We start from the raw sequence: 18,550 nt of genomic DNA, 5'->3' as shown, positions 1-18,550 counted from the left end.
TTAAATTAAAAAAATGTGACTTCTTATGCAATTATCAGATGAAATGAGTATTTAAGGTTAAATCAGCTTTGAACGAAATATGCCTAAACGCAATAATCAGTTTAGGCAAATTGGGGCTTAGCAGCGCCCCTTTTTGGCTTGTCCTGGAGGGCAGAAATCACCATGACTATCATGATGGTTGTCTGGATCAACAATTACGCTGTCATGCGGGGTATGTACGGCACAGGCCGATAAGCCGAATGTAAGTAAAGTGCTGAAGCAGAGCAGTATTATTTTCATCCTTGCATCCTATTGTTATTGCTTTCCCTACTACTGTAAATCGATCAGTCGGTTTCAGCGAGCAGAATGATGCAGGTTTTTAACATAGATTTGTATCATTCAGCTGTACGTAAAACCGTTCTAAATCCGACATGCGTAGCTGCCAAATCAAATTCTTGTGGATAGCGGCTGCTATTTCGATAACGGGCGCAAAAGTTGGAGGCGCATAGAAAAGAACCGCCTTTAAGTACATATTGCGTTGCGGTGCTGTTTTGTTGACGCAGTTCTGCGTAATTGCCCATGTGCTGATCATGTGCGCCGTGATAAACAGATGAGGTCCACTCCCAGACATTGCCAATCATATCGAACAGCTTAAAGGCATTTGCAGAGTAACAGCCGACGGGTGCGACACTTTGAAAATGATCTGCAACCGTATTATTGAAAGGAAATTCACCTTGCCAATAATTGGCTTGTGGATGTTGATGGGCATCCTGTGGTGCTTGGTGTAAAGGGGTATCGGTTTTCGAACCAGCCTTGGCTGCATATTCCCATTCTTGTTCTGTGGGTAAATCCCGCCCCAACCAAACGGCATAGTGTTCAGCATCATTTTTAGTGACATAGCGAACTGGCTCAGACGGCAATGGAGGCTGACCTTGAACGCCATTCGGTGTTTTCCATGTGTAATCTACTTTCAGTTGCCACCATTGATTTGGGTTATTGACATCAGGAGAAAATACGGCAGCTTGTTTCTGTTTTTCCGCATCAGTGACATAGTCTGTTGCTTTAACAAAACTGGAAAACTGGGCAACCGTTACTTCGGTTTGATCGATCCAAAAACCTGCCACCTGACGTTGTGCTTGGCCAAAATTCAGCTCATCAGGGTAGGCAAGATTTGATCCCAATTGAAATGAACCTTTAGGAACCCATACCATCCCAGCGGTTTTACTGTTTTGCCATGCTTCGGGTAAACCAGAATACTGTTGGCATTGCTGTAATGAGCCTAGTCGAGTCTCGGTGCTATTTTGTGTATGAGAATGAGTGTTAGCAGGCTTAACTTTGCTACAGCCTGTCACGAGGGACAGGCTGCTGAGTGAAATTAAAAAGGTAATCCACTTCATTTAAGGTTGTATTCCTTAACACCATTTTGCTGGGTATATTTGTTATAGACATCCACCAGTTCTTGTAACTTGGCAGGATTATCCTGAGCAAGGTTTTGTGTTTCACCTCGATCATTTTTCAAGTTGTATAACTCCCATGTACCTGTTCCGAGTTCTGATTTACCTTGTAATGCAATTTTCCAGTCCCCTTGACGTGCATATTTACTGCCATGCAATTCATCGGAAAAGCTAAAGTTGACTGGGCGAATGGCTTGGGCTTTATTGTCGAGTACGGGTTTCCATGAATAGCCGCTTGGTGTATTGATTTGACGGCCTTTGTATTGACCTTGTGGGACGGAAATATTGGCGTAGTCGAGCACGGTTGGGAACACATCCAAGACTGAGGCAAAACCATGATGCGTGGCTTGAGCTTTGGTTTGGTATGGCAGTTTCACAATTGCAGGTGCGGTGGTTGCACCTTCACCAGCGGTATCCTTCCATAAGTGAAAGGGCGCAGCACTCACCTCTGCCCAACGTGGCCCAACATAGTGATAAGAGTTTGATGTTCCTACGTTATTGACGCTGTTATCAAAACCTGACTCAATCCCATAATTACCACGAATAAAACCTTCCGCACCATTATCGGAAACAAAGAAAATTAAAGTGTTGTCATATAAGTTATTACGTTTTAAATATTGAATCACCCGACCGATATTGGCATCCAGATTTTCGACCATGCCTGCATAGATTTCCATTCTGCGTGCTTCTAACGCTTTTTGTTCAGTTGAAAGCTCATTCCACTTGCCATATTTTTGCGGTGCATTTTGCGTGGCGATTGGTTCTGCCGCTTTAAAGTTGGCTGGAATTAATCCGAGTTGTTTTTGGCGAGCTATACGCGCATCGCGAATCACATCATAGCCTGCGTCATAAACACCACGATAACGATCGCGATATTCAGCTGGTGCTTGTAAGGGCCAATGTGGTGCAGTGTAAGCAGCATAGGCAAAGAAGGGTTTACCCGAGCCTTTGCCTGATTCTAGATAACTGATCAGTTTGTCAGTGAAGTAGTTGGTAGAGAAGAAATCATCGGGCAAGGATGAAATCGGAACTGGTTTACCATCTTCTGTATATGAGGCATTACGTTTATAGGCAGTAGGAGCTTGTTTAAAATGTAGGTCTAAGCCTTGCAATAGCGTAAATGAATGATCAAATCCTTTGGCATGGGCATTGGTTGCATCGGTTAGACCCAAATGCCATTTACCACTGATATAGGTTCGATAGCCATTGTCTTTGAGAACTTCGGCAATCGAAAGTGAACGTTCATTTAAATAACCTTCATAACCAGGCTGACCTTTTAGATGCTCAGGTGTGAGTTCAGCCATTGCACCAATACCTGCTAAATGGTGGTCAGTTCCAGAAATCAATTGTGAACGGGTCGGGGAGCAGGTCGGGGCAGTATGGTAATCCGTTAAGATGCGACCTGCTCGGGTCAGTTCGTCGATATTTGGGGTATGAATTTCCCCACCGAAAGCCCCTAAGTCTGAATAGCCTAAGTCATCTGCCATAATGAATAAAATATTGGGTTGTTTCTTGGTTTCAACCACAGTATTTGAATCATCAGAATCATTATTACTGCAAGCTGAAATTGAAAGGCTAAATAACGCAATTGAAAGCGTGCTAAGAAGGCTATTACGAGACATGAGAATCGACTTAATTTTATAAAAGAATTATGGCGAGTTTAGAGATATGATTTTTATGATAAAAATAATTAAAATTTGATTATTAATCTTAAAAAAAGAAAAGCCCCAATGCAGGGGCTTATTCCTAAGATGATTTAAAATGGGATTTTGGTGAGTTGATTCAAGAAATGTGGAACAACTCGCGGTTCCAAGATGATAGTCACTACTACGCCATAGGCAGCACCCCAGAGATGCGCACTGTGGTTGATATTGCTATTGCCGCGTTTACCTGACCAGATGCTATAGGCCACATATAAAATGGCAAAAATAATTGCAGGAACAGGAATAAAGAACACAAAAATCAAGTTCCACGGTTGGAACAGGATATAGGCAAATAGCACTGCCGAGACTGCACCAGAAGCACCTAAGCTTGCCCATCGTGCATCATGACGATGCTTCAGATAGCTCGGTAAAATCGCAACAATCAGTCCGCCCAAATAGAACAGAACAAAGCCCATGTCATAGAAAAACTGACGATAGAAGCTTTCGATAATATTGCCGAAGAAAAACAGCGTGATCATATTGAACAATAGATGCGTACCATCGGCATGAATAAAGCCATGCGTGATAAAACGGTCATATTGTCCACGTTGCATTGCAGGAGGCCAAAAGATCAAACGGTTCATTACAGCCTGATTGGAGAAGGCCAATAAGGAGATTGCAACAGTAATAATGATAAGAGTCACAGTGTGACCAAAGGGTAGATGTAACATATAGGTTTTAAATTGATCAGTGTCTAAGCAATAATGCCATTAAAAACTTAATAAACAATGTTCTTGCATAGAATTCCTACAAAAATGGTTGATTTTTTTTTATTACCCTCCATCTTCGGTTAATATAACGACATCAGCTTGAGGATTATTGTTATGTCGACTGAGAACACCAACACTGCTGTCGCAGAAGAAATTCCAAACCTTTTAATTACTCCATCTGCACAAGAGTATTTAGGTGATTTATTAGCAAAGCAAAATACCCCAGGAATTGGCGTTCGTGTTTTTGTAGAGCATCCAGGTACTCCACGTGCTGAATGTTGTATGGCATATAGCGCACCTGAAGAAGTGGTGCCGACAGACTATAAACAGGATTATCCTAATTTTCCTGCTTATGTTGATGCACCATCAATTCCGTATTTGGTTGACGCCGTAATTGACTACAACAAAGATCGTTTTGGTGGTCAGTTAACATTCCGTGCACCAAACTCAAAAGTACCGCGTGTCGGTCCAGATGCTTCAATTGAAGAGCGTATTACCTATGTACTGCAATCTGAAATTAATCCAGGTCTAGAAGGACATGGCGGTAATTGTAGTTTGGTCGAAGTGAATAATGATCCAGAACATGGTCTGACTGCTGTATTGAAATTTGGTGGTGGTTGCCAAGGTTGTTCTGCGATTGATGTCACCTTGAAGCAAGGTGTCGAAACTACGTTAAGACAGCATGTGCCTGAATTACAGCGTGTAGTGGATCAAACCGATCATACGCAAGCAGAAGGCGCTTATTTTAAATAATTGCTGGAAATTTATTGTATTTTTAAAAGCCCTTTCGAGGGCTTTTTTTATTATTTAATCAAAAATTAAAACATTTTCTTTTATTTCATAAATAGATGTATATAAAACAAAGTGAATATATAAATAATAATAATTATCATTTTTATTGAGTTTTATTTGTTTTTTGTTAGAATTCTCATGAATTTTTAAGCAAATCTTAAGATTTTTTCTGAATCAGGTGGGAATATGTCCAATACAATAGTACGTCAATCACTACTCACAATTTCTGTGTTGAGCGGTATGATGACAGTTGCACATGCAGCAGAAACTCAAACAAATAAAGATGCTGTTCAACTCGAAAAAATTGTGGTAACAGCAAGCGGATTCGAACAAGATATTAAAAAAGCCGCAGCGTCTATTTCTGTTCTTACACAAGAAGAAATCAATAAAAAAGCATATCGTGATGTGACTGATGCACTTAAAGATGTCCCAGGGGTAGTGGTCACGGGTGGTGGTAGCTCAAGTGATATCAGTATTCGGGGAATGGGCAGTGCTTATACCGTGATTATGGTTGACGGTAAAAAGGTAAATACTCGCTCTGTACGACCAAATAGTGATAACTCTGGTATTGAGCAGGGATGGTTGCCAAATATCGGTGCGATCGAACGCATTGAAGTGATCCGTGGTCCTATGTCAGGTCTATACGGTTCAGATGCAATGGGTGGTGTGATTAATATCATTACCAAAAAAAATAGCAATGAATGGACTGGATCAATCAAGCTTGATACCACATTACAGGAAAATTCTGACTCAGGTAATCAATACCAAACCAATGCGTATATTGCAGGTCCTTTGATTGCGAATCTTTTGTCTTTTAAAGCTAATGGTTTGTATTCTCAACGTGATGAAGATGAAATCTATGGTGGTTATAGCAAGCAAAAAATTCGTGCGGGTGGGGCTGCATTTAGCCTGACACCGAACGATGATCATACTATTGATTTAGAATATCAACGTTCAATTCAAAATCGAGATGCAACGGTTGGTAAAAGTATCTCTCCTGTACAATCTGGTCGAAATGCGCCAACAAATTCATTAACTGACTATTACCGTACCGAATACAGTTTGACTCATCGTGGCAAAATTGGTGCTGTAGAAACACACTCCTATATTCAACGTGAAGAAAATGAAAATCCATCACGCAATATGGAAGCAATCAATACTACATTTAACACCCTTAATAAAATTAATTTTGATCGCCACAGTCTTAGCTTTGGTGGTATGTACTTAAAAGAAGAATTAGATGATAAAGGTAACCAGTTAAGTGTGGGCGGAGCAAAACCAGTTTCACATCTTGATCGTTATAGCTGGGCACTATTTGCCGAAAACGCTTGGAACATTGTGGATGATTTCACTTTAACAACTTCACTGCGTTTAGATAAAGATGAAAAGTTTGGCGATCACTGGAGTCCGAAAGTTTATGGTGTTTGGGGTTTAAATGACAATTGGGTGATTAAAGGCGGTGTTTCTACAGGTTATAAAACACCAGCACTTCGTGCAACTGTCGCAGAGTGGGGACAAGCAACGGGTGGTGGTCAGAGTAAAGGCGTGATTGTAGGGAATCCTGATCTAAAACCTGAGAAAAGTGTTAACTATGAAGTTTCTTTCAACTGGGATGACTTGGATAGCCTGACAGCAGGATTGACACTGTTTAATAGTGAGTTTAAAGACAAAATCACTGAGGTTAGAACCTGTCAGGGGGCATCTGGATCACTGAGTTGTGATTGGTTGGGAGAGAAGTTCGACTTTGTTAGCTTACGTGAGAACGTTGATAAGGCTAATATGCGTGGTGCGGAAGCAACCTTTGGTTGGAAAGTTTTACCGAATGTGAACTTAAGTGCAAATTATACCTTCACAGATACTGAACAAAAGAGTGGTGTGAATAAAGGTAAACCTTTAAATGAAATGCCAAAGCATATGTTTAACACTACGGCAGACTGGGAAATTAATGATCAGTTCTCAAGTTGGGGGCGTGTTAATTACCGTAGTAAAACCTCAGATTACTTGAGCCGTACTGCAATGGCGAAAGGTAAACCTGCATACACTATGGTGGATGTAGGCGTAAACTATAAGCCAACACAAAATATCGCTGTTGCAGCGGGGATCTATAATTTATTTGATAAAGAGATTGATACAGCAACCTATAATTATGTATTAGATGGTCGCCGTTACAATCTTGGCGTGACTTATAGTTTCTAAATTGCAGAGAAGAAGGATAGGGCTATAAAGCCTTATCCTTCTAATTTTATGATTTGAAGGACTTGATCGGAATAATAAAACTTCTCTAAATACACGCGGGCACGCTGCCTCAAATAACCAGTTGTAATCACTTGCTGTAAAACAGGGCTGAGTAGATGACTTAGTTCATTTTCAATCAAGGCTTCATCAATATTCAGGTCACGCAGTAAAAGATCAAAAGTGCGCTCCTGATTACGGGCATACCATGCATATACACCGTCATGCACTTGCTGTTTTAGGTAAGGCGTTTGACGAATATGTTCCCAAATTTCATGCCCCATACCCACGGTCGTAGGCAAATCTTGTACTTCGACATAATTACGTAAAACCGATAAAGGCATGACCTTAATTTTATGCCAGAGATTGGCTTGAAAATGGTAGAGTTTATCGTCATTAAAATGCTGATTTAAGACCTTTTCACTCATTTGACTGATTTTTAAAATATTCTTTTGTAGATAATGTCCAATTGTTTCATTTAGATTGGAATCAGTCACTGACTCTAAAACCGATTTCCCCATTTTCATAAAATGTCCAACACCGGGAACACGTTTAGACATCATAGAATTATCTAAATAATCTTGAATGGAATGCTGAATCAGTTGGGTAATTAATGCAGAAAAGGCTGGGTTGTTTACCACTGTTTTGATCAAGCGTTGGCGATGTCCACTTTTGCTTGCGACATACTGTGCGATTGAGTCGATGGTCAGTACAGGGACAACATCTTCAATGGTGGTTTGATCATTGATAGGGTGAATCAAGGCAAAGCGAATATGTTCCGCAATTTGTTCAATCAAAAATGCGCTGGCAGGTGTGGCTAAAATTTGTTTTTCGATCAGTTCAAAGATTTGTTCAAATGACCAAATATGCTGTAGCTGTTGTAAACGCAACCAATGATAGAACTGTTTAAACTCAAGTTGAATGGTTTCTGCTTGTGCGAACTCAGCGTCAAGAAAATCAAGTTGAGCATCAATCAGTTGTTCTATCATGGGTTGTTTAGACATAAAATCTCAAATTATTAATCAAATTTATGGTGATGGCACAGTTGCAGGTTTTTGTGCCTGAATCTTGCTTAGAAATGGTAAATATTGCTGAACCACCAATTGATCTGCTTCCAAGATTGGCATATGTCCAACATTATCCAAGATCACGGGTGTTTGCGCATTTTTCAAGAGCGATTTTAACTCAGGTGCAACTTCAACATTGATAATTTTATCTTGTTTACCCCATAAAATGAGCGTTGGTGCGTCAATTGAGCGCGCCAGTAAAGCAAATGAGTCTGGTGTATATAACTTATTGAGTGCAATGATTTGATCAACCATCTTTTGGGTTTGCTCAACCTGACCAATCATCATTTTCTCTTGCGCTTGTGCAATTTCCTTCGGAATAAATGGTGGTGTATACATGGCTTGTTGTATTAAGAAGTTAAAGTCACCCTTCTTACTCACAATCATGTTTTTTACTTGGGTTGGATCTTTTAGGTAAGAGGTTGTAGCGGACTTATAAACACCAGCCGCATCAATCAAGAATAAGCTTTTGGTTTCAAATGGATATTGACCAGCATACAGCATCGCAATTGAGCCACCCAAGGAATGGCCTGCAACATGTGCTGGTCCTGTAAGGTTGGCTGCTTCTACAAAACGACGCAATTTTTCGGTCACGTTTGGAACTGAATAATCAAAATCTTTCGGAACTTGTGTTTCACCGCTGGCTGGAAGGTCTGGAATGATGACGTGGTAATTTGTGGTGAGGGCACGTGCAACACGGTTCCAGTTGTCGCGACTTCCTGCTAAGCCATGAATCAAGATGACGATAGGTTTGCCTGCTTGCCCACCTTCGCTATATGACCATGTGATATCACCCACTTTTAAAGTCTTATTTTGTAAGCCTGCCCAAGCACGTTCTTGTTGTAATAGGTTTTGGAAACTCATTTCAATTTCTGCAGCCTGTGTGGTGCTGATTGCAATGGTGGTTAAACTGCATGCCAGTAAAGCTGCAGTGAATGTCCTACGAAAGGGCATTGCAAATTGGTTTTTTGTGTTCATTGTTCTGTCCTTGATCTATTTTTACACCCATTGATTATTGGGGAAGGGGGTCACGGAGTCATTTGCATAATCTACAACTGTATGGAAATTCTTGCCAATGAAATCATCAATTTTTCATTATTTCCCTGATGAAAACATTAGCAAATGCTCCGAGAGTTTTTATTTTTGTCAGTGACTTTCAAACAGGTGCGCATTAAACTGTTTGCTCATGTCAACCATAGATGGATTTAAGCATGCTCACCGCTCAAGAAGCCCTAGAACGTTTAAAAGCTGGTAATGCTCGTTTTGTAAAGGGAGAGGCAGTTCAACAAAAACTATTGTCTCACCAAGAACGTGCCGAAATGGCAAGTGAACAAAATCCTTTTGCGATTGTTTTAGGATGTTCTGATTCTCGAGTACCTGCGGAAATGGTATTTGACCAAGGCTTAGGTGACCTATTCGTGATTCGTGTTGCAGGTAATATTGTTGCACCTTCACAAGTAGGGAGTGTTGAGTTTGCAGCAGAACGTTATGACTGTGCAGTGGTTGTGGTATTAGGACATAGTCATTGTGGTGCGATTCAAGCAACCATTGACACCTTAATGCACCCTGAACAGCCGCCATCGTCAAATTTGATGTCGATTGTCAATCGTGTGCGTCCTTCGGTTGAAATCTTGATGCAAACAGATTTAAAAAATGATTTGAAAAAACTGTCAGCTCATGCGGTTCGTTCCAATGTATTTGCTTCAGTAAATCAATTACGTCATGGTTCAGCGGTGTTGGAAAGTCTGATCGAGAAAGGCAAAATGATTGTGGTAGGCGCTGAATATTCACTGGAAACAGGTGAAGTCAGTTTCTTCGATTTTTAAAGCAAATGGCGAGTTGAGAAACTCGCCATTATTTTATCATTCATGCTTTATATCCTTTATTGATACAATTTGAGTGTTTCACTCAAAAAGCAGCCCCACTATGAATATTATGCCGATATCTGAATCACAATTATCGGATTGGCTACGATTAAGAAGCTTACTCTGGCCTGATCATGAAGAAACACATTTACAGGAAATGCATCAACTGATCACACAGGCACATAGTTTACAATTATTGGCTTATACCGATAGCCAACAAGCAATTGCCATGTTGGAGGCTTCGATTCGATATGAATATGTGAATGGTACGCAAACCTCACCCGTGGCTTTTCTTGAAGGGATTTATGTCTTACCTGAATATCGCCGTTCAGGTATCGCAACAGATTTGGTTCAGCAGGTTGAAATCTGGGCCAAACAGTTTGCATGTACTGAGTTTGCTTCAGATGCAGCGTTGGACAATCATATTAGCCATGCAATGCATCGAGCACTCGGTTTTCATGAAACTGAACGTGTGGTGTATTTTAAGAAAAATATCGGCTAAGTAACTTTAGCTTTTATACAGGCGCTTATAAGGCGCCTTTGATATAGGGATAAGCCACATTCAGCATGATCGGTTGTGCTTTGGCGTTGGGGTGAATTTGATCATTCTGGATTAAATGTTTCTGCCCAGCCACACCTTCAAGGAAGAACGGCAACAGTTTTACTTTATATTGCTGGCTTACAATTTTGTAATTATTTTCAAAAGCCGTGCTATAGGCGGTCCCATAATTCGGTGGTATTTTTATACCAAACAGTAAAACATTGGCTTTCTGTTTTTGGCTCAGTTGTACCAATTGAGCAAGGTTCTTTTGAATCATTTGTGGCGGTTGACCACGTAATCCATCATTGCCGCCAAGCTCAATGACCACGATTTCAGGCTTATAGGTTTGCAATAACTTCGGAAGTCTTGCTAAGGCACCGCTAGTGGTTTCGCCACTGACACTTGCATTGACCACTTTGTGCTGTTTCGGATACTGTTGGTCTAGGCGTTGCTGTAATAATTGAACCCAGCCTTGTTTTACATCGATGCCATAACCTGCGCTCAGGCTATCACCCAAAATTAAAATAGTCTTTGCTGAAACCAATGTTGGGAGCAATGCAATGGCAATGATTCCAACTGCTTTTGAAACTGACCAGATAACTTTAGATTTTTGCATCGTATTTCAAATTTGTCCTAAAGGATACGTGACATCATGCCACAACCGATTATCTCTGCCCAAAAAGTTACACAAAATATTCAAATCAATCAGCAAAGTCTCAGCATCTTAAAAGATATTGATTTAGACATCTATCAAGGTGAACAAATTGCCATTACAGGACGTTCAGGCTCAGGAAAATCAACCTTATTAGGTATCCTCGCGACATTGGATCGACCGAGTCTGGGCGAGTTATGGGTCTGCGGAGAAGCAGTTCATACGCTTACTGAAGAACAACGCGCCCGTGTTCGTTTAGAAAATATTGGCTTTGTCTTTCAATCTTTTCAGCTGTTGCCGCAGTTAAGTGCATTGGAAAATGTGATGTTGCCATTACGTTTGCAACCAGACTTTAATTTCAAGCAGGCAGAACAAAAAGCATTGGCATGGTTGGAAAGGGTCGGATTGACTCGACAAGCGCAGCAAACGCCGAAAGTACTTTCAGGGGGAGAGCAGCAACGTGTTGCGATTGCACGTGCGTTAATTGCAGAGCCAAAAATCATTTTTGCAGATGAACCTACAGGGAATTTAGATGGACAAACTGCGGAAGAGGTTGAACAACTGTTATTTGATTTAAATCAAGAACTCGGTACAACCTTAGTGTTAGTCACCCATGATCAAAACTTGGCTGCACTTTGCCAACGCCACGTCAAACTCGCTGATGGACAAATTCAGGAAATCGTCAAGTTGCAGGTGGGGGTATGAGTTCAGTCCTGAAACCCTTACTGTTACAAAGTTTTCGAACAGGGGGCTTATATCTGCTGATTATTGCATTGTCTTTGGCAATCAGTGCAACTACAGCGCTCAAGTTTAGTAATACTCAAGTCCAAAATGCGGTGGCATTACAAGCTGCCGAAATGTTGGGTGGTGATTTAGTCCTATCAGACAAGGACCCTATTCAGCCGAATTGGCTGCAACAGGCAGATGAACTGAAGTTAAAGTATGCTCCTGTGACCGTATTTAGTTCAATGGCACACACCCAAGATCAATTTGTGATGGTGAATGTCAAAGCGGTAGATGCAAATTTTCCCTTACGTGGTCAGTTGGTGATTCAACCCAAAGCACAGGCGATACAACCAGGAGAAGTTTGGTTAAGTCAGCGGGCCATGGATTTATTACATGCAAAAATGGGCGAGCCACTCGCAATTGCTGATGCGCAGTTTAAGGTCACGGGCATTATTGAACGTGATTCTAATCAAGAGACTGGATTTTCAGGTTTCTCTCCAACAGTGATTATTCACCACGCCGATATTGCCAAAACCAATGCAGTTCAGGTTGGAAGTCGTATTGAATATCGACTACTGCTTGCAGGCGAACCAGAGCCAATCAAAGCCTATAAAAAGATTTTTAAACAATCTCAGAAAGATGAGCAGGGTACGGATCAGGCTGCAGATCAACAACTTGAAGGTGAGCAAAATTCACTGAAACTCAGAGATGCCAGTCAATCCAATACTCGTTTAATGAAGCCGATTGAAAATTTGGATACTTTCTTACAACTGGCCAATCTATTGACCATTTTACTTTGTGGTATCGCGATTGCCTTAACCAGTCAGCGCTACGTACAGCAGAATCAAGATCATATTGCATTGATGCGTTGTTTGGGGGCAAGTAAGCGACAAATTTTATTGGCTTATATGGCTTTGCTTGGAATCGTTAGTGCCTTGTCAGTTGTATTAGGCAGTTTGATTGGGATTGCTTTGGGCTATGGTTTATTGCAGTTAATGTTGCAACTGATTCCACAACTGCAATTAAGCTTCGCTGTCGTTGATCTGCTTTATGCCTTACCGATTGCGATTTTTACCAGTGTGATGGTGTTGATTGGCTTTATTTTGCCAAGTATTTGGGAATTACTAAACACGCCACCGATTCGGGTGATTCGCCAGCAAGAGCGTTCGCGTAAGTCTTATGTGGCAATGTTTGCGATTGGTATTGTCAGCTTGATCATCTTTAGTTTGGTGCTCAGCGATAACTTACAATTAAGCCTGTTGGTGCTCACTGCAATTTTGTTGCTCTGTGTGATTTTGTATGCGGTGATTTGGTTGCTACTCAAAGCGATTAAACAGCTGAAACATCCTCTGGCTGCTTATGTACGAATTCCACATCAAACCGCTTTGCAGATCACCGCACTGGCTTTAGGCTTAAGCTTGATTACGGTATTAAGTGTATTAAGAACCGATCTGCTGCAACGTTGGCAACAACAATTGCCTGTAGGAACACCGAACCAATTTGTCTATGGTTTGCCTCCGTTTGATATGCCACAGTTCAAACAGCAAATTGAACAAAATGGTTGGCAATCGACACCACTTTATCCCAATATTCGGGGACGGTTACTGGCTAAAAATGGTCATGCATTTTCACCTGAATTGGTCAAACAAAACAACTCATTACGTCGTGAGCTTAATCTGACTCAAGCCAATCTTTATCCAAAAGATAATGTGATTACCCAAGGTACTGCAAACTTTAGCAAAGCAGGGCAAGTCTCTGTAGAGGAAAAAACAGCGCATGAACTTGGCATTCAAATTGGTGATCAGCTCAGTTTTAGTCTGCCTGAAGGTACATTAGAAGCAACAGTGGTGAACTTACGTACTGTCGAATGGGAAAGCTTTAGTCCGAATTTTTTCTTTATATTTTCACCTGAAACGATGGATGAAAACGCTGGCAGCTATTTAGGCAGCTTCTATTTACCACTTGCCGATCAGCCGAAAATGGTGCAATTGATTCAGCAATTTTCCAATACCGTCTTTATTGATGTCGGACGGATTCTAGATGAAATTAAACGCTTGGTGAATGTGCTGGTACAGATTGTAACGGTACTGGCTGCCTTAGTCGGTTTCTCTGGTGTATTGGTACTGATCGCATGTTTAAATGTGCTGATGGATGAGCGCCGTAAAGAAGTTGCTTTGCTACGTTCATTTGGCGTTGCCAAGAATAAGCTTAAACGGATGCTCAGTCTCGAGATTGGTTTTATTGGACTGTTGTCAGGTGTGGTGGCGTGTTTATTTGCCGAAGTGATTAGTGCTATCGCAAGTCACAGGATGCAAATGGCCGTGCAATGGCATCCTGAAATTTGGTTGATCTTACCGCTGAGCATGATGATCATTTGCACTTTGATTGGTCGTTATCGCCTAAGTTATTTATGCGATATTCCACCGCTACAAAGCTTAAGAGAAATGAATCAATCGTGATTATTTTTACGATTGATTCATTTAAAAGTGAGCATGACGATGGTGCCTTTTTTATGAGCTGGTTTAAATTGAAGTTGCCACTCAAAATGCTCACACAACCTTAATATGAGATCTATACCGATACCTCCAAATCCCTTTTTGCCAGAGAGGGCTAATTGTGTGTAGAACTCACGTAGCTCTGCTGCATCCATGTCTTGACCAGGGTCTGCAATAAATAATGTTTGGTTTTTAGCGTAAATCTGTATGACGCCATTGTCACTATTTTCAATTGCATTACGGACTAAGTTACCGATAGCAATACGTAACACTTGAGCAGGTGCGCTGATAAGTAATGGACTTGTAAGTTGATTTTCAATGGTTAATTTTTTACCTGTACAAAGGAAAAGATGATTTTCAATAATGATGGGTAATTCAGATTGAAGATCAATGACTTCTGATATACGTTTTAGCCGATCTTTATCTCGGGCCAAAGTTAACAGTAAAGCGAGCAACTCCTCCATTTCATGTGAAACCCGAGCTGCACGTTGTAGATGAGGAATGATCGTAGAGGCGGTATCAGGGTGATTTAGGGCAACTTCCATTGCACCAGAAATCACTGAAATAGGGGTTCTTAATTCATGACTTGCAGTGTTTATGAAATTCTTTTCTCTATGTATATATTGTTGAATTCTGTCCATATATTGATTTAAAGCATCTGATATAAGGAAGGACTCATATGGAACTGATTTCTCTAGATGGATTTTATTTCCGACACCGTTTGGTGGAAGTTTGGAGATATCTTTGGCGATTTGGAGAATTGGATTTATAAGTCGGCCTAATGCCCAGTAGGCTGTAATGGCCATAAGTAAAACGACAATTAAGGTAAATACAAAAGTAGAGACAAGCAGCATACTTTCATAAGTTTCAATATGGGTAATGTCCATTGCAAGAATTTGTTTATATGGTTTTTCTTCAACCATCACCACAAACTTTTTATTATCGTAGTCAATTTCATCATGGATTCCAGCATTCAAGGCTAAAAATGCTTGAGGAATTTTTCCCGTATTTTTCTCATCATACCAATAAAAACTATCTTTAACAGAACCACTAAAATCAGGGTCTTTATCTAAACGTTTTTTTATATAATCAAACTCAACATCTAATACGGTTTTCCATACCAGTTTTTCAATATTTTCATTCACGATATAGCCATGTATACCGACAATAAAAGTCAAAATTAAGCTATAAATACTAAGCCCAATAATGATTTGGTTTCTTAAATTTGGTCGATTGTGCATGGATTTTCAGGCGCCAAAGAAAGTTGGTAACCTACACGAGGGATTGTTTTAATTAGTTTTAATTCATGTTGGGTGTCAATACGTTTGCGAAGTTCGTAGATATGGGTTCGTAATAGATCTCTATCAGGTAGTTCATCTCCCCAGAGAGTATTTTCAAGTCGCTCTTTACTCACGATATTGGGGCTTTCACGCATCAATAAGGCCAGTAGTTTCTTTCCTCCAGAATGAATATAAAGTTGTTTCTGTGCTCGAGTTACTTCATCGGTGGATAAATTATAAATGAGGTCACCCACTTGAAGAATTTTCTTCCTGCCAATATATCGCTGGTGCAATGCTAAAATACGTGCTTCCAACTCAGCAATAGAAAAGGGTTTGGTAAGATAATCATCAGCACCAAGCTGAAAACAGTTTAATTTGTCATTAATCTCTGTTTTTGCAGTCAACATTAAAATCGGAATATCAGAACCGATATGCCGTAGTTTTTTTAACACATCGGCACCATTTAGCTTGGGTAACATCCAATCTAAAATCAGTACATCATATTGATATTCATTACAAAGTTTTAAGGCGCTCAAGCCATCTTGTGCAGCATCTAAAATAAAGTTTTTACGCTCTAAAAAACTAAAAATATTTGCAACTAAATCAGTATGATCATCAACAACGAGGACCTTAATTTTTGTTGTATTTTTTCCGTGGAAATTCTGAGGTATTACGGCGGAGGATATCGTGTTTAATTCCATTTCATAACACCCTTGATATTTAGCCAAGCAACAATAGCAAAGAATGAAATGATTGTCATTTTCAAAAAGATTGAGGAATCTGACAAAAAACTGACATTGCTTATGTAACGATGTGTAAGTTGAGAGTGATTTTCATTTACATTATGGCTGCTAAGAGTACCGCTATGGAATCTAGTTTGTGCAAAAAAAGGGTATTTCCTTTAAACGTTTTAGTCTCTGCTTTATCTTTAATCGCTGGCTCAAATGCCATTGCTGCAGATACAGCAACTGCCAGTTTGTTGCCTACGATTGAAGTTAAGGCGGATGTTGATACAAAATACGTTGTAAAAAAAAGTAGTACCGCAACTAAAACGGATACGTTATTACGTGATACTCCCCAATCAGTTTCAATCGTAACACAAGACCAAATTCGTGATACAGCCGCACAAAGTATTGCAGAAGCGACTCGTTATGTACCTGGTCTCGGATTCCAACAAGGTGAAGGTAATCGAGAAACGCCAGTTTTTCGTGGTTTTTCGACAACAGCAGATTTTTTTGTAGATGGTGTACGTGACGATGTTCAATACTATCGTGATTTATATAATATTGATCGGGTAGAGGTCCTTAAAGGCCCTAACGGTATGATTTTTGGTCGCAGTGCTGTTGGTGGATTAATCAACCGAGTGAGCAAAGTCCCTGAATGGAATTCAAGTATAGGCGGCTCGCTAACTTTAGGTACGGACAGTAACCGACGTGCTACAGTTGATATTAATCAAGCTTTAAATGAAGATATTGCGCTTCGTTTAAATGGGTTATATGAGAATTCAGACTCTTATCGAGATGGTGTTAAAATTGAACGTTCTGGAATTAATCCTACCGTTGCTTTCAAGCTCTCATCTGATACAAAATTGACGCTTGGCTATGAACATTTTAAAGATGATCGTATTGCTGATCGTGGAATTCCTTCATTTAAAGGAAAACCTGTTGATACAGATCGTTCAACATTCTTTGGTAATGCGAAGCTAAGTCCTACAAATACTGAACTCGATGCTTTGACTGCTGTGCTTTCACATCAGTTTAGTGAAAATCTTAAAGTAACAAACAAAACCCGTTGGTCTGATCAAGATAAGTTTTATCAAAACGTTTTCCCTGGGGCTGTAAATGCAGCAGGAACAGAAGTATCGATTGCTGCATATAACAATGCCACAACCCGGGAAAGTATTTTCAACCAGACAGATGTGAATTTTAAATTTGATACTGCTGGGATTAGACATACTTTATTAGCGGGTATTGAGATTGCTAAACAGAAGACTACAAATTTTAGAGAGACTGGATATTTTGGGGCAGCAGCTACAGCGACTTCGGTTTCTGTTCCTTTATCAAATCCAACCACAAATGAGATTGTCACTTTTAGACAAGCAGCTTCAGATGCAGATAATAAAAGTGATTCGAAAAATTTTGGAATTTACTTACAAGATCAGATTGAGCTGAATAAGAAGCTTCAAGTTATTGCTGGCGTACGTTATGACCATATTAAAAATGAGTTTTTAAATAAACGAAATTCAGCAACCATTGACACGAAAGACTCTTTGTTTTCGCCGAGAATTGGGTTAATTTATAAACCTATTGAACCTGTTTCTTTATATGCAAATTACAGTTTAGCTTATCAACCTCGAGCAGGAGACCAGCTATCTAGTTTATCTGTGACCAATAAAGAGCTTGATCCTGAAAAATTCATAAATTACGAGCTTGGTGCCAAATGGGATATCAAACCTGATCTCGCTGCAACATTTGCTGCTTATCGTTTAGATCGGACCAATGTCATTATTTTAGACCCGAATGATGCAACCAAAACGATTCTAGGCGATGGTCAACGTAGTCAGGGTATTGAATTAGAGCTGAATGGTAATATCACTCCACAATGGAGTATGAAAGCAGGTTATGCATTCACTAAAGCAGAGTTTACAGCGGATACAACGACCACATTACGCGACGGTGCTCAAGTAGCACAAGTGCCGAAACACACCATTTCATTGTGGAATCGCTACGACTTTACCCCAGTTTGGGGGGCAGGTTTAGGCTTATCATATAAATCTAAAATGTTCGCTGCTAATGAGTTAATTGCGACAACATCAGCACCGATACCGAATGTAGAGTTGCCTGGTTATTTCCGTACAGATGCGGCACTTTACTATACGGCGAGTAAGTCGGTGCAGTTACAGTTAAATGTAGAAAACCTGTTTGATAAGAAATATTATTTATCTGCTCATAGCAATAATAATATTACTCCTGGATCTCCACGAGCATTTCGTTTAGGTATGAATTTCAAGTTCTAATTTAATTCAAATAAAGATTAAGCACAGTTTATGTACTG

Annotated in this window: 16 protein-coding genes; 7 read left to right on the top strand and 9 right to left on the bottom strand. The window is 40.1% G+C overall.

Features of this window, described 5'->3' with window-relative positions; genetic code table 11:
• Positions 1-117: 117 nt before the first annotated feature.
• From NDN11_RS18285 to NDN11_RS13425, 4 genes are all read right to left on the bottom strand, one after another.
• Entirely contained in the window at positions 118-279 is a 162-nt protein-coding gene (locus NDN11_RS18285) for a hypothetical protein (protein WP_502801322.1), read from the bottom strand.
• Between the two features lie 95 nt (positions 280-374).
• Positions 375-1,376, bottom strand: a complete 1,002-nt coding sequence (locus NDN11_RS13435; RefSeq protein ID WP_251109932.1) for an SUMF1/EgtB/PvdO family nonheme iron enzyme — start codon at positions 1,374-1,376, stop codon at positions 375-377.
• Entirely contained in the window at positions 1,373-3,055 is a 1,683-nt protein-coding gene (locus NDN11_RS13430) for an arylsulfatase (protein WP_251109931.1), read from the bottom strand. Before NDN11_RS13430 ends, NDN11_RS13435 begins: the two co-directional genes overlap by 4 nt.
• Positions 3,056-3,189: 134 nt before the next feature.
• Positions 3,190-3,807: a rhomboid family intramembrane serine protease gene (locus NDN11_RS13425; protein WP_005145015.1), complete on the bottom strand. Its 618-nt coding sequence runs from the start codon at positions 3,805-3,807 to the stop codon at positions 3,190-3,192.
• 153 nt (positions 3,808-3,960) lie between these two features.
• On the opposite strand from NDN11_RS13425, the gene nfuA reads away from it, so the two are divergent.
• Together nfuA and NDN11_RS13415 are read left to right on the top strand one after the other, a co-directional pair.
• A complete protein-coding gene (gene nfuA / locus NDN11_RS13420) occupies positions 3,961-4,599 on the top strand; it encodes a Fe-S biogenesis protein NfuA (RefSeq protein ID WP_004652044.1) in 639 nt (212 codons plus the stop codon).
• A gap of 225 nt (positions 4,600-4,824) precedes the next feature.
• A complete protein-coding gene (locus NDN11_RS13415) occupies positions 4,825-6,834 on the top strand; it encodes a ligand-gated channel protein (RefSeq protein ID WP_251109930.1) in 2,010 nt (669 codons plus the stop codon).
• 32 nt (positions 6,835-6,866) lie between these two features.
• Here the strand turns inward: NDN11_RS13415 and NDN11_RS13410 are convergent, their stop codons facing one another.
• Both NDN11_RS13410 and NDN11_RS13405 read right to left on the bottom strand, forming a co-directional pair.
• Positions 6,867-7,874, bottom strand: coding sequence for a hypothetical protein (locus NDN11_RS13410; RefSeq protein ID WP_251109929.1), 1,008 nt, complete (start codon positions 7,872-7,874; stop codon positions 6,867-6,869).
• A 24-nt stretch (positions 7,875-7,898) separates the two neighbouring features.
• Positions 7,899-8,915, bottom strand: a complete 1,017-nt coding sequence (locus NDN11_RS13405; protein ID WP_251109928.1) for an alpha/beta fold hydrolase — start codon at positions 8,913-8,915, stop codon at positions 7,899-7,901.
• A 233-nt stretch (positions 8,916-9,148) separates the two neighbouring features.
• Here NDN11_RS13405 and NDN11_RS13400 point away from each other — a divergent pair, with 233 nt between their 5' ends.
• Complete coding sequence (locus tag NDN11_RS13400; protein WP_167250763.1) at positions 9,149-9,763, top strand: carbonic anhydrase; 615 nt, start codon at positions 9,149-9,151, stop codon at positions 9,761-9,763.
• 100 nt (positions 9,764-9,863) lie between these two features.
• On the top strand, positions 9,864-10,304 hold the full coding sequence (gene aac(6')-I, locus NDN11_RS13395; RefSeq protein ID WP_251109927.1) for an AAC(6')-Ighjkrstuvwx family aminoglycoside N-acetyltransferase: 441 nt from the start codon (positions 9,864-9,866) through the stop codon (positions 10,302-10,304).
• Positions 10,305-10,329: 25 nt separating this feature from the next.
• Here the strand turns inward: aac(6')-I and NDN11_RS13390 are convergent, their stop codons facing one another.
• Positions 10,330-10,959 (bottom strand): arylesterase, encoded by a 630-nt coding sequence (locus NDN11_RS13390; protein WP_251109926.1) that lies wholly within the window; start codon positions 10,957-10,959, stop codon positions 10,330-10,332.
• Positions 10,960-10,995: 36 nt separating this feature from the next.
• Here NDN11_RS13390 and NDN11_RS13385 point away from each other — a divergent pair, with 36 nt between their 5' ends.
• Together NDN11_RS13385 and NDN11_RS13380 are read left to right on the top strand one after the other, a co-directional pair.
• Complete coding sequence (locus tag NDN11_RS13385) at positions 10,996-11,700, top strand: ABC transporter ATP-binding protein (RefSeq protein ID WP_251109925.1); 705 nt, start codon at positions 10,996-10,998, stop codon at positions 11,698-11,700.
• On the top strand, positions 11,697-14,180 hold the full coding sequence (locus NDN11_RS13380) for an ABC transporter permease (protein ID WP_251109924.1): 2,484 nt from the start codon (positions 11,697-11,699) through the stop codon (positions 14,178-14,180). The genes NDN11_RS13385 and NDN11_RS13380 overlap by 4 nt, the downstream gene beginning before the upstream one ends.
• 17 nt (positions 14,181-14,197) lie before the next feature.
• On the opposite strand, the gene NDN11_RS13375 is transcribed toward NDN11_RS13380, so the two are convergent.
• Positions 14,198-15,457: a sensor histidine kinase gene (locus NDN11_RS13375; protein WP_251109923.1), complete on the bottom strand. Its 1,260-nt coding sequence runs from the start codon at positions 15,455-15,457 to the stop codon at positions 14,198-14,200.
• Entirely contained in the window at positions 15,436-16,197 is a 762-nt protein-coding gene (locus NDN11_RS13370; RefSeq protein WP_251109922.1) for a response regulator transcription factor, read from the bottom strand. Before NDN11_RS13370 ends, NDN11_RS13375 begins: the two co-directional genes overlap by 22 nt.
• A gap of 164 nt (positions 16,198-16,361) precedes the next feature.
• Here NDN11_RS13370 and NDN11_RS13365 point away from each other — a divergent pair, with 164 nt between their 5' ends.
• Positions 16,362-18,512 carry a TonB-dependent receptor gene (locus NDN11_RS13365; protein ID WP_251109921.1) on the top strand — a complete coding sequence of 717 codons (2,151 nt, stop codon included), beginning with the start codon at positions 16,362-16,364 and terminating at the stop codon, positions 18,510-18,512.
• The last annotated feature ends 38 nt before the right edge of the window (positions 18,513-18,550 follow it).

The organism is Acinetobacter sp. C26M (assembly GCF_023702675.1).
Taxonomy (GTDB): domain Bacteria; phylum Pseudomonadota; class Gammaproteobacteria; order Pseudomonadales; family Moraxellaceae; genus Acinetobacter.
Note: the sequence above shows the minus strand (reverse complement) of the source record. Positions and strands in the feature narration are given on the sequence as shown.

Excerpts from the sequence above, each read along its gene's own strand:
- NDN11_RS18285 (WP_502801322.1), bottom strand. The coding sequence starts at position 279 with ATGAAAATAATACTGCTCTGCTTCAGCACTTTACTTACATTCGGCTTA.
- nfuA (WP_004652044.1), top strand. The coding sequence starts at position 3,961 with ATGTCGACTGAGAACACCAACACTGCTGTCGCAGAAGAAATTCCAAAC.
- NDN11_RS13410 (WP_251109929.1), bottom strand. The coding sequence starts at position 7,874 with ATGTCTAAACAACCCATGATAGAACAACTGATTGATGCTCAACTTGAT.
- NDN11_RS13425 (WP_005145015.1), bottom strand. The coding sequence starts at position 3,807 with ATGTTACATCTACCCTTTGGTCACACTGTGACTCTTATCATTATTACT.
- NDN11_RS13365 (WP_251109921.1), top strand. The coding sequence starts at position 16,362 with ATGGAATCTAGTTTGTGCAAAAAAAGGGTATTTCCTTTAAACGTTTTA.
- NDN11_RS13400 (WP_167250763.1), top strand. The coding sequence starts at position 9,149 with ATGCTCACCGCTCAAGAAGCCCTAGAACGTTTAAAAGCTGGTAATGCT.
- NDN11_RS13370 (WP_251109922.1), bottom strand. The coding sequence starts at position 16,197 with ATGGAATTAAACACGATATCCTCCGCCGTAATACCTCAGAATTTCCAC.
- NDN11_RS13385 (WP_251109925.1), top strand. The coding sequence starts at position 10,996 with ATGCCACAACCGATTATCTCTGCCCAAAAAGTTACACAAAATATTCAA.
- NDN11_RS13380 (WP_251109924.1), top strand. The coding sequence starts at position 11,697 with ATGAGTTCAGTCCTGAAACCCTTACTGTTACAAAGTTTTCGAACAGGG.
- NDN11_RS13405 (WP_251109928.1), bottom strand. The coding sequence starts at position 8,915 with ATGAACACAAAAAACCAATTTGCAATGCCCTTTCGTAGGACATTCACT.
- NDN11_RS13435 (WP_251109932.1), bottom strand. The coding sequence starts at position 1,376 with ATGAAGTGGATTACCTTTTTAATTTCACTCAGCAGCCTGTCCCTCGTG.
- NDN11_RS13430 (WP_251109931.1), bottom strand. The coding sequence starts at position 3,055 with ATGTCTCGTAATAGCCTTCTTAGCACGCTTTCAATTGCGTTATTTAGC.
- NDN11_RS13415 (WP_251109930.1), top strand. The coding sequence starts at position 4,825 with ATGTCCAATACAATAGTACGTCAATCACTACTCACAATTTCTGTGTTG.
- NDN11_RS13375 (WP_251109923.1), bottom strand. The coding sequence starts at position 15,457 with ATGCACAATCGACCAAATTTAAGAAACCAAATCATTATTGGGCTTAGT.
- NDN11_RS13390 (WP_251109926.1), bottom strand. The coding sequence starts at position 10,959 with ATGCAAAAATCTAAAGTTATCTGGTCAGTTTCAAAAGCAGTTGGAATC.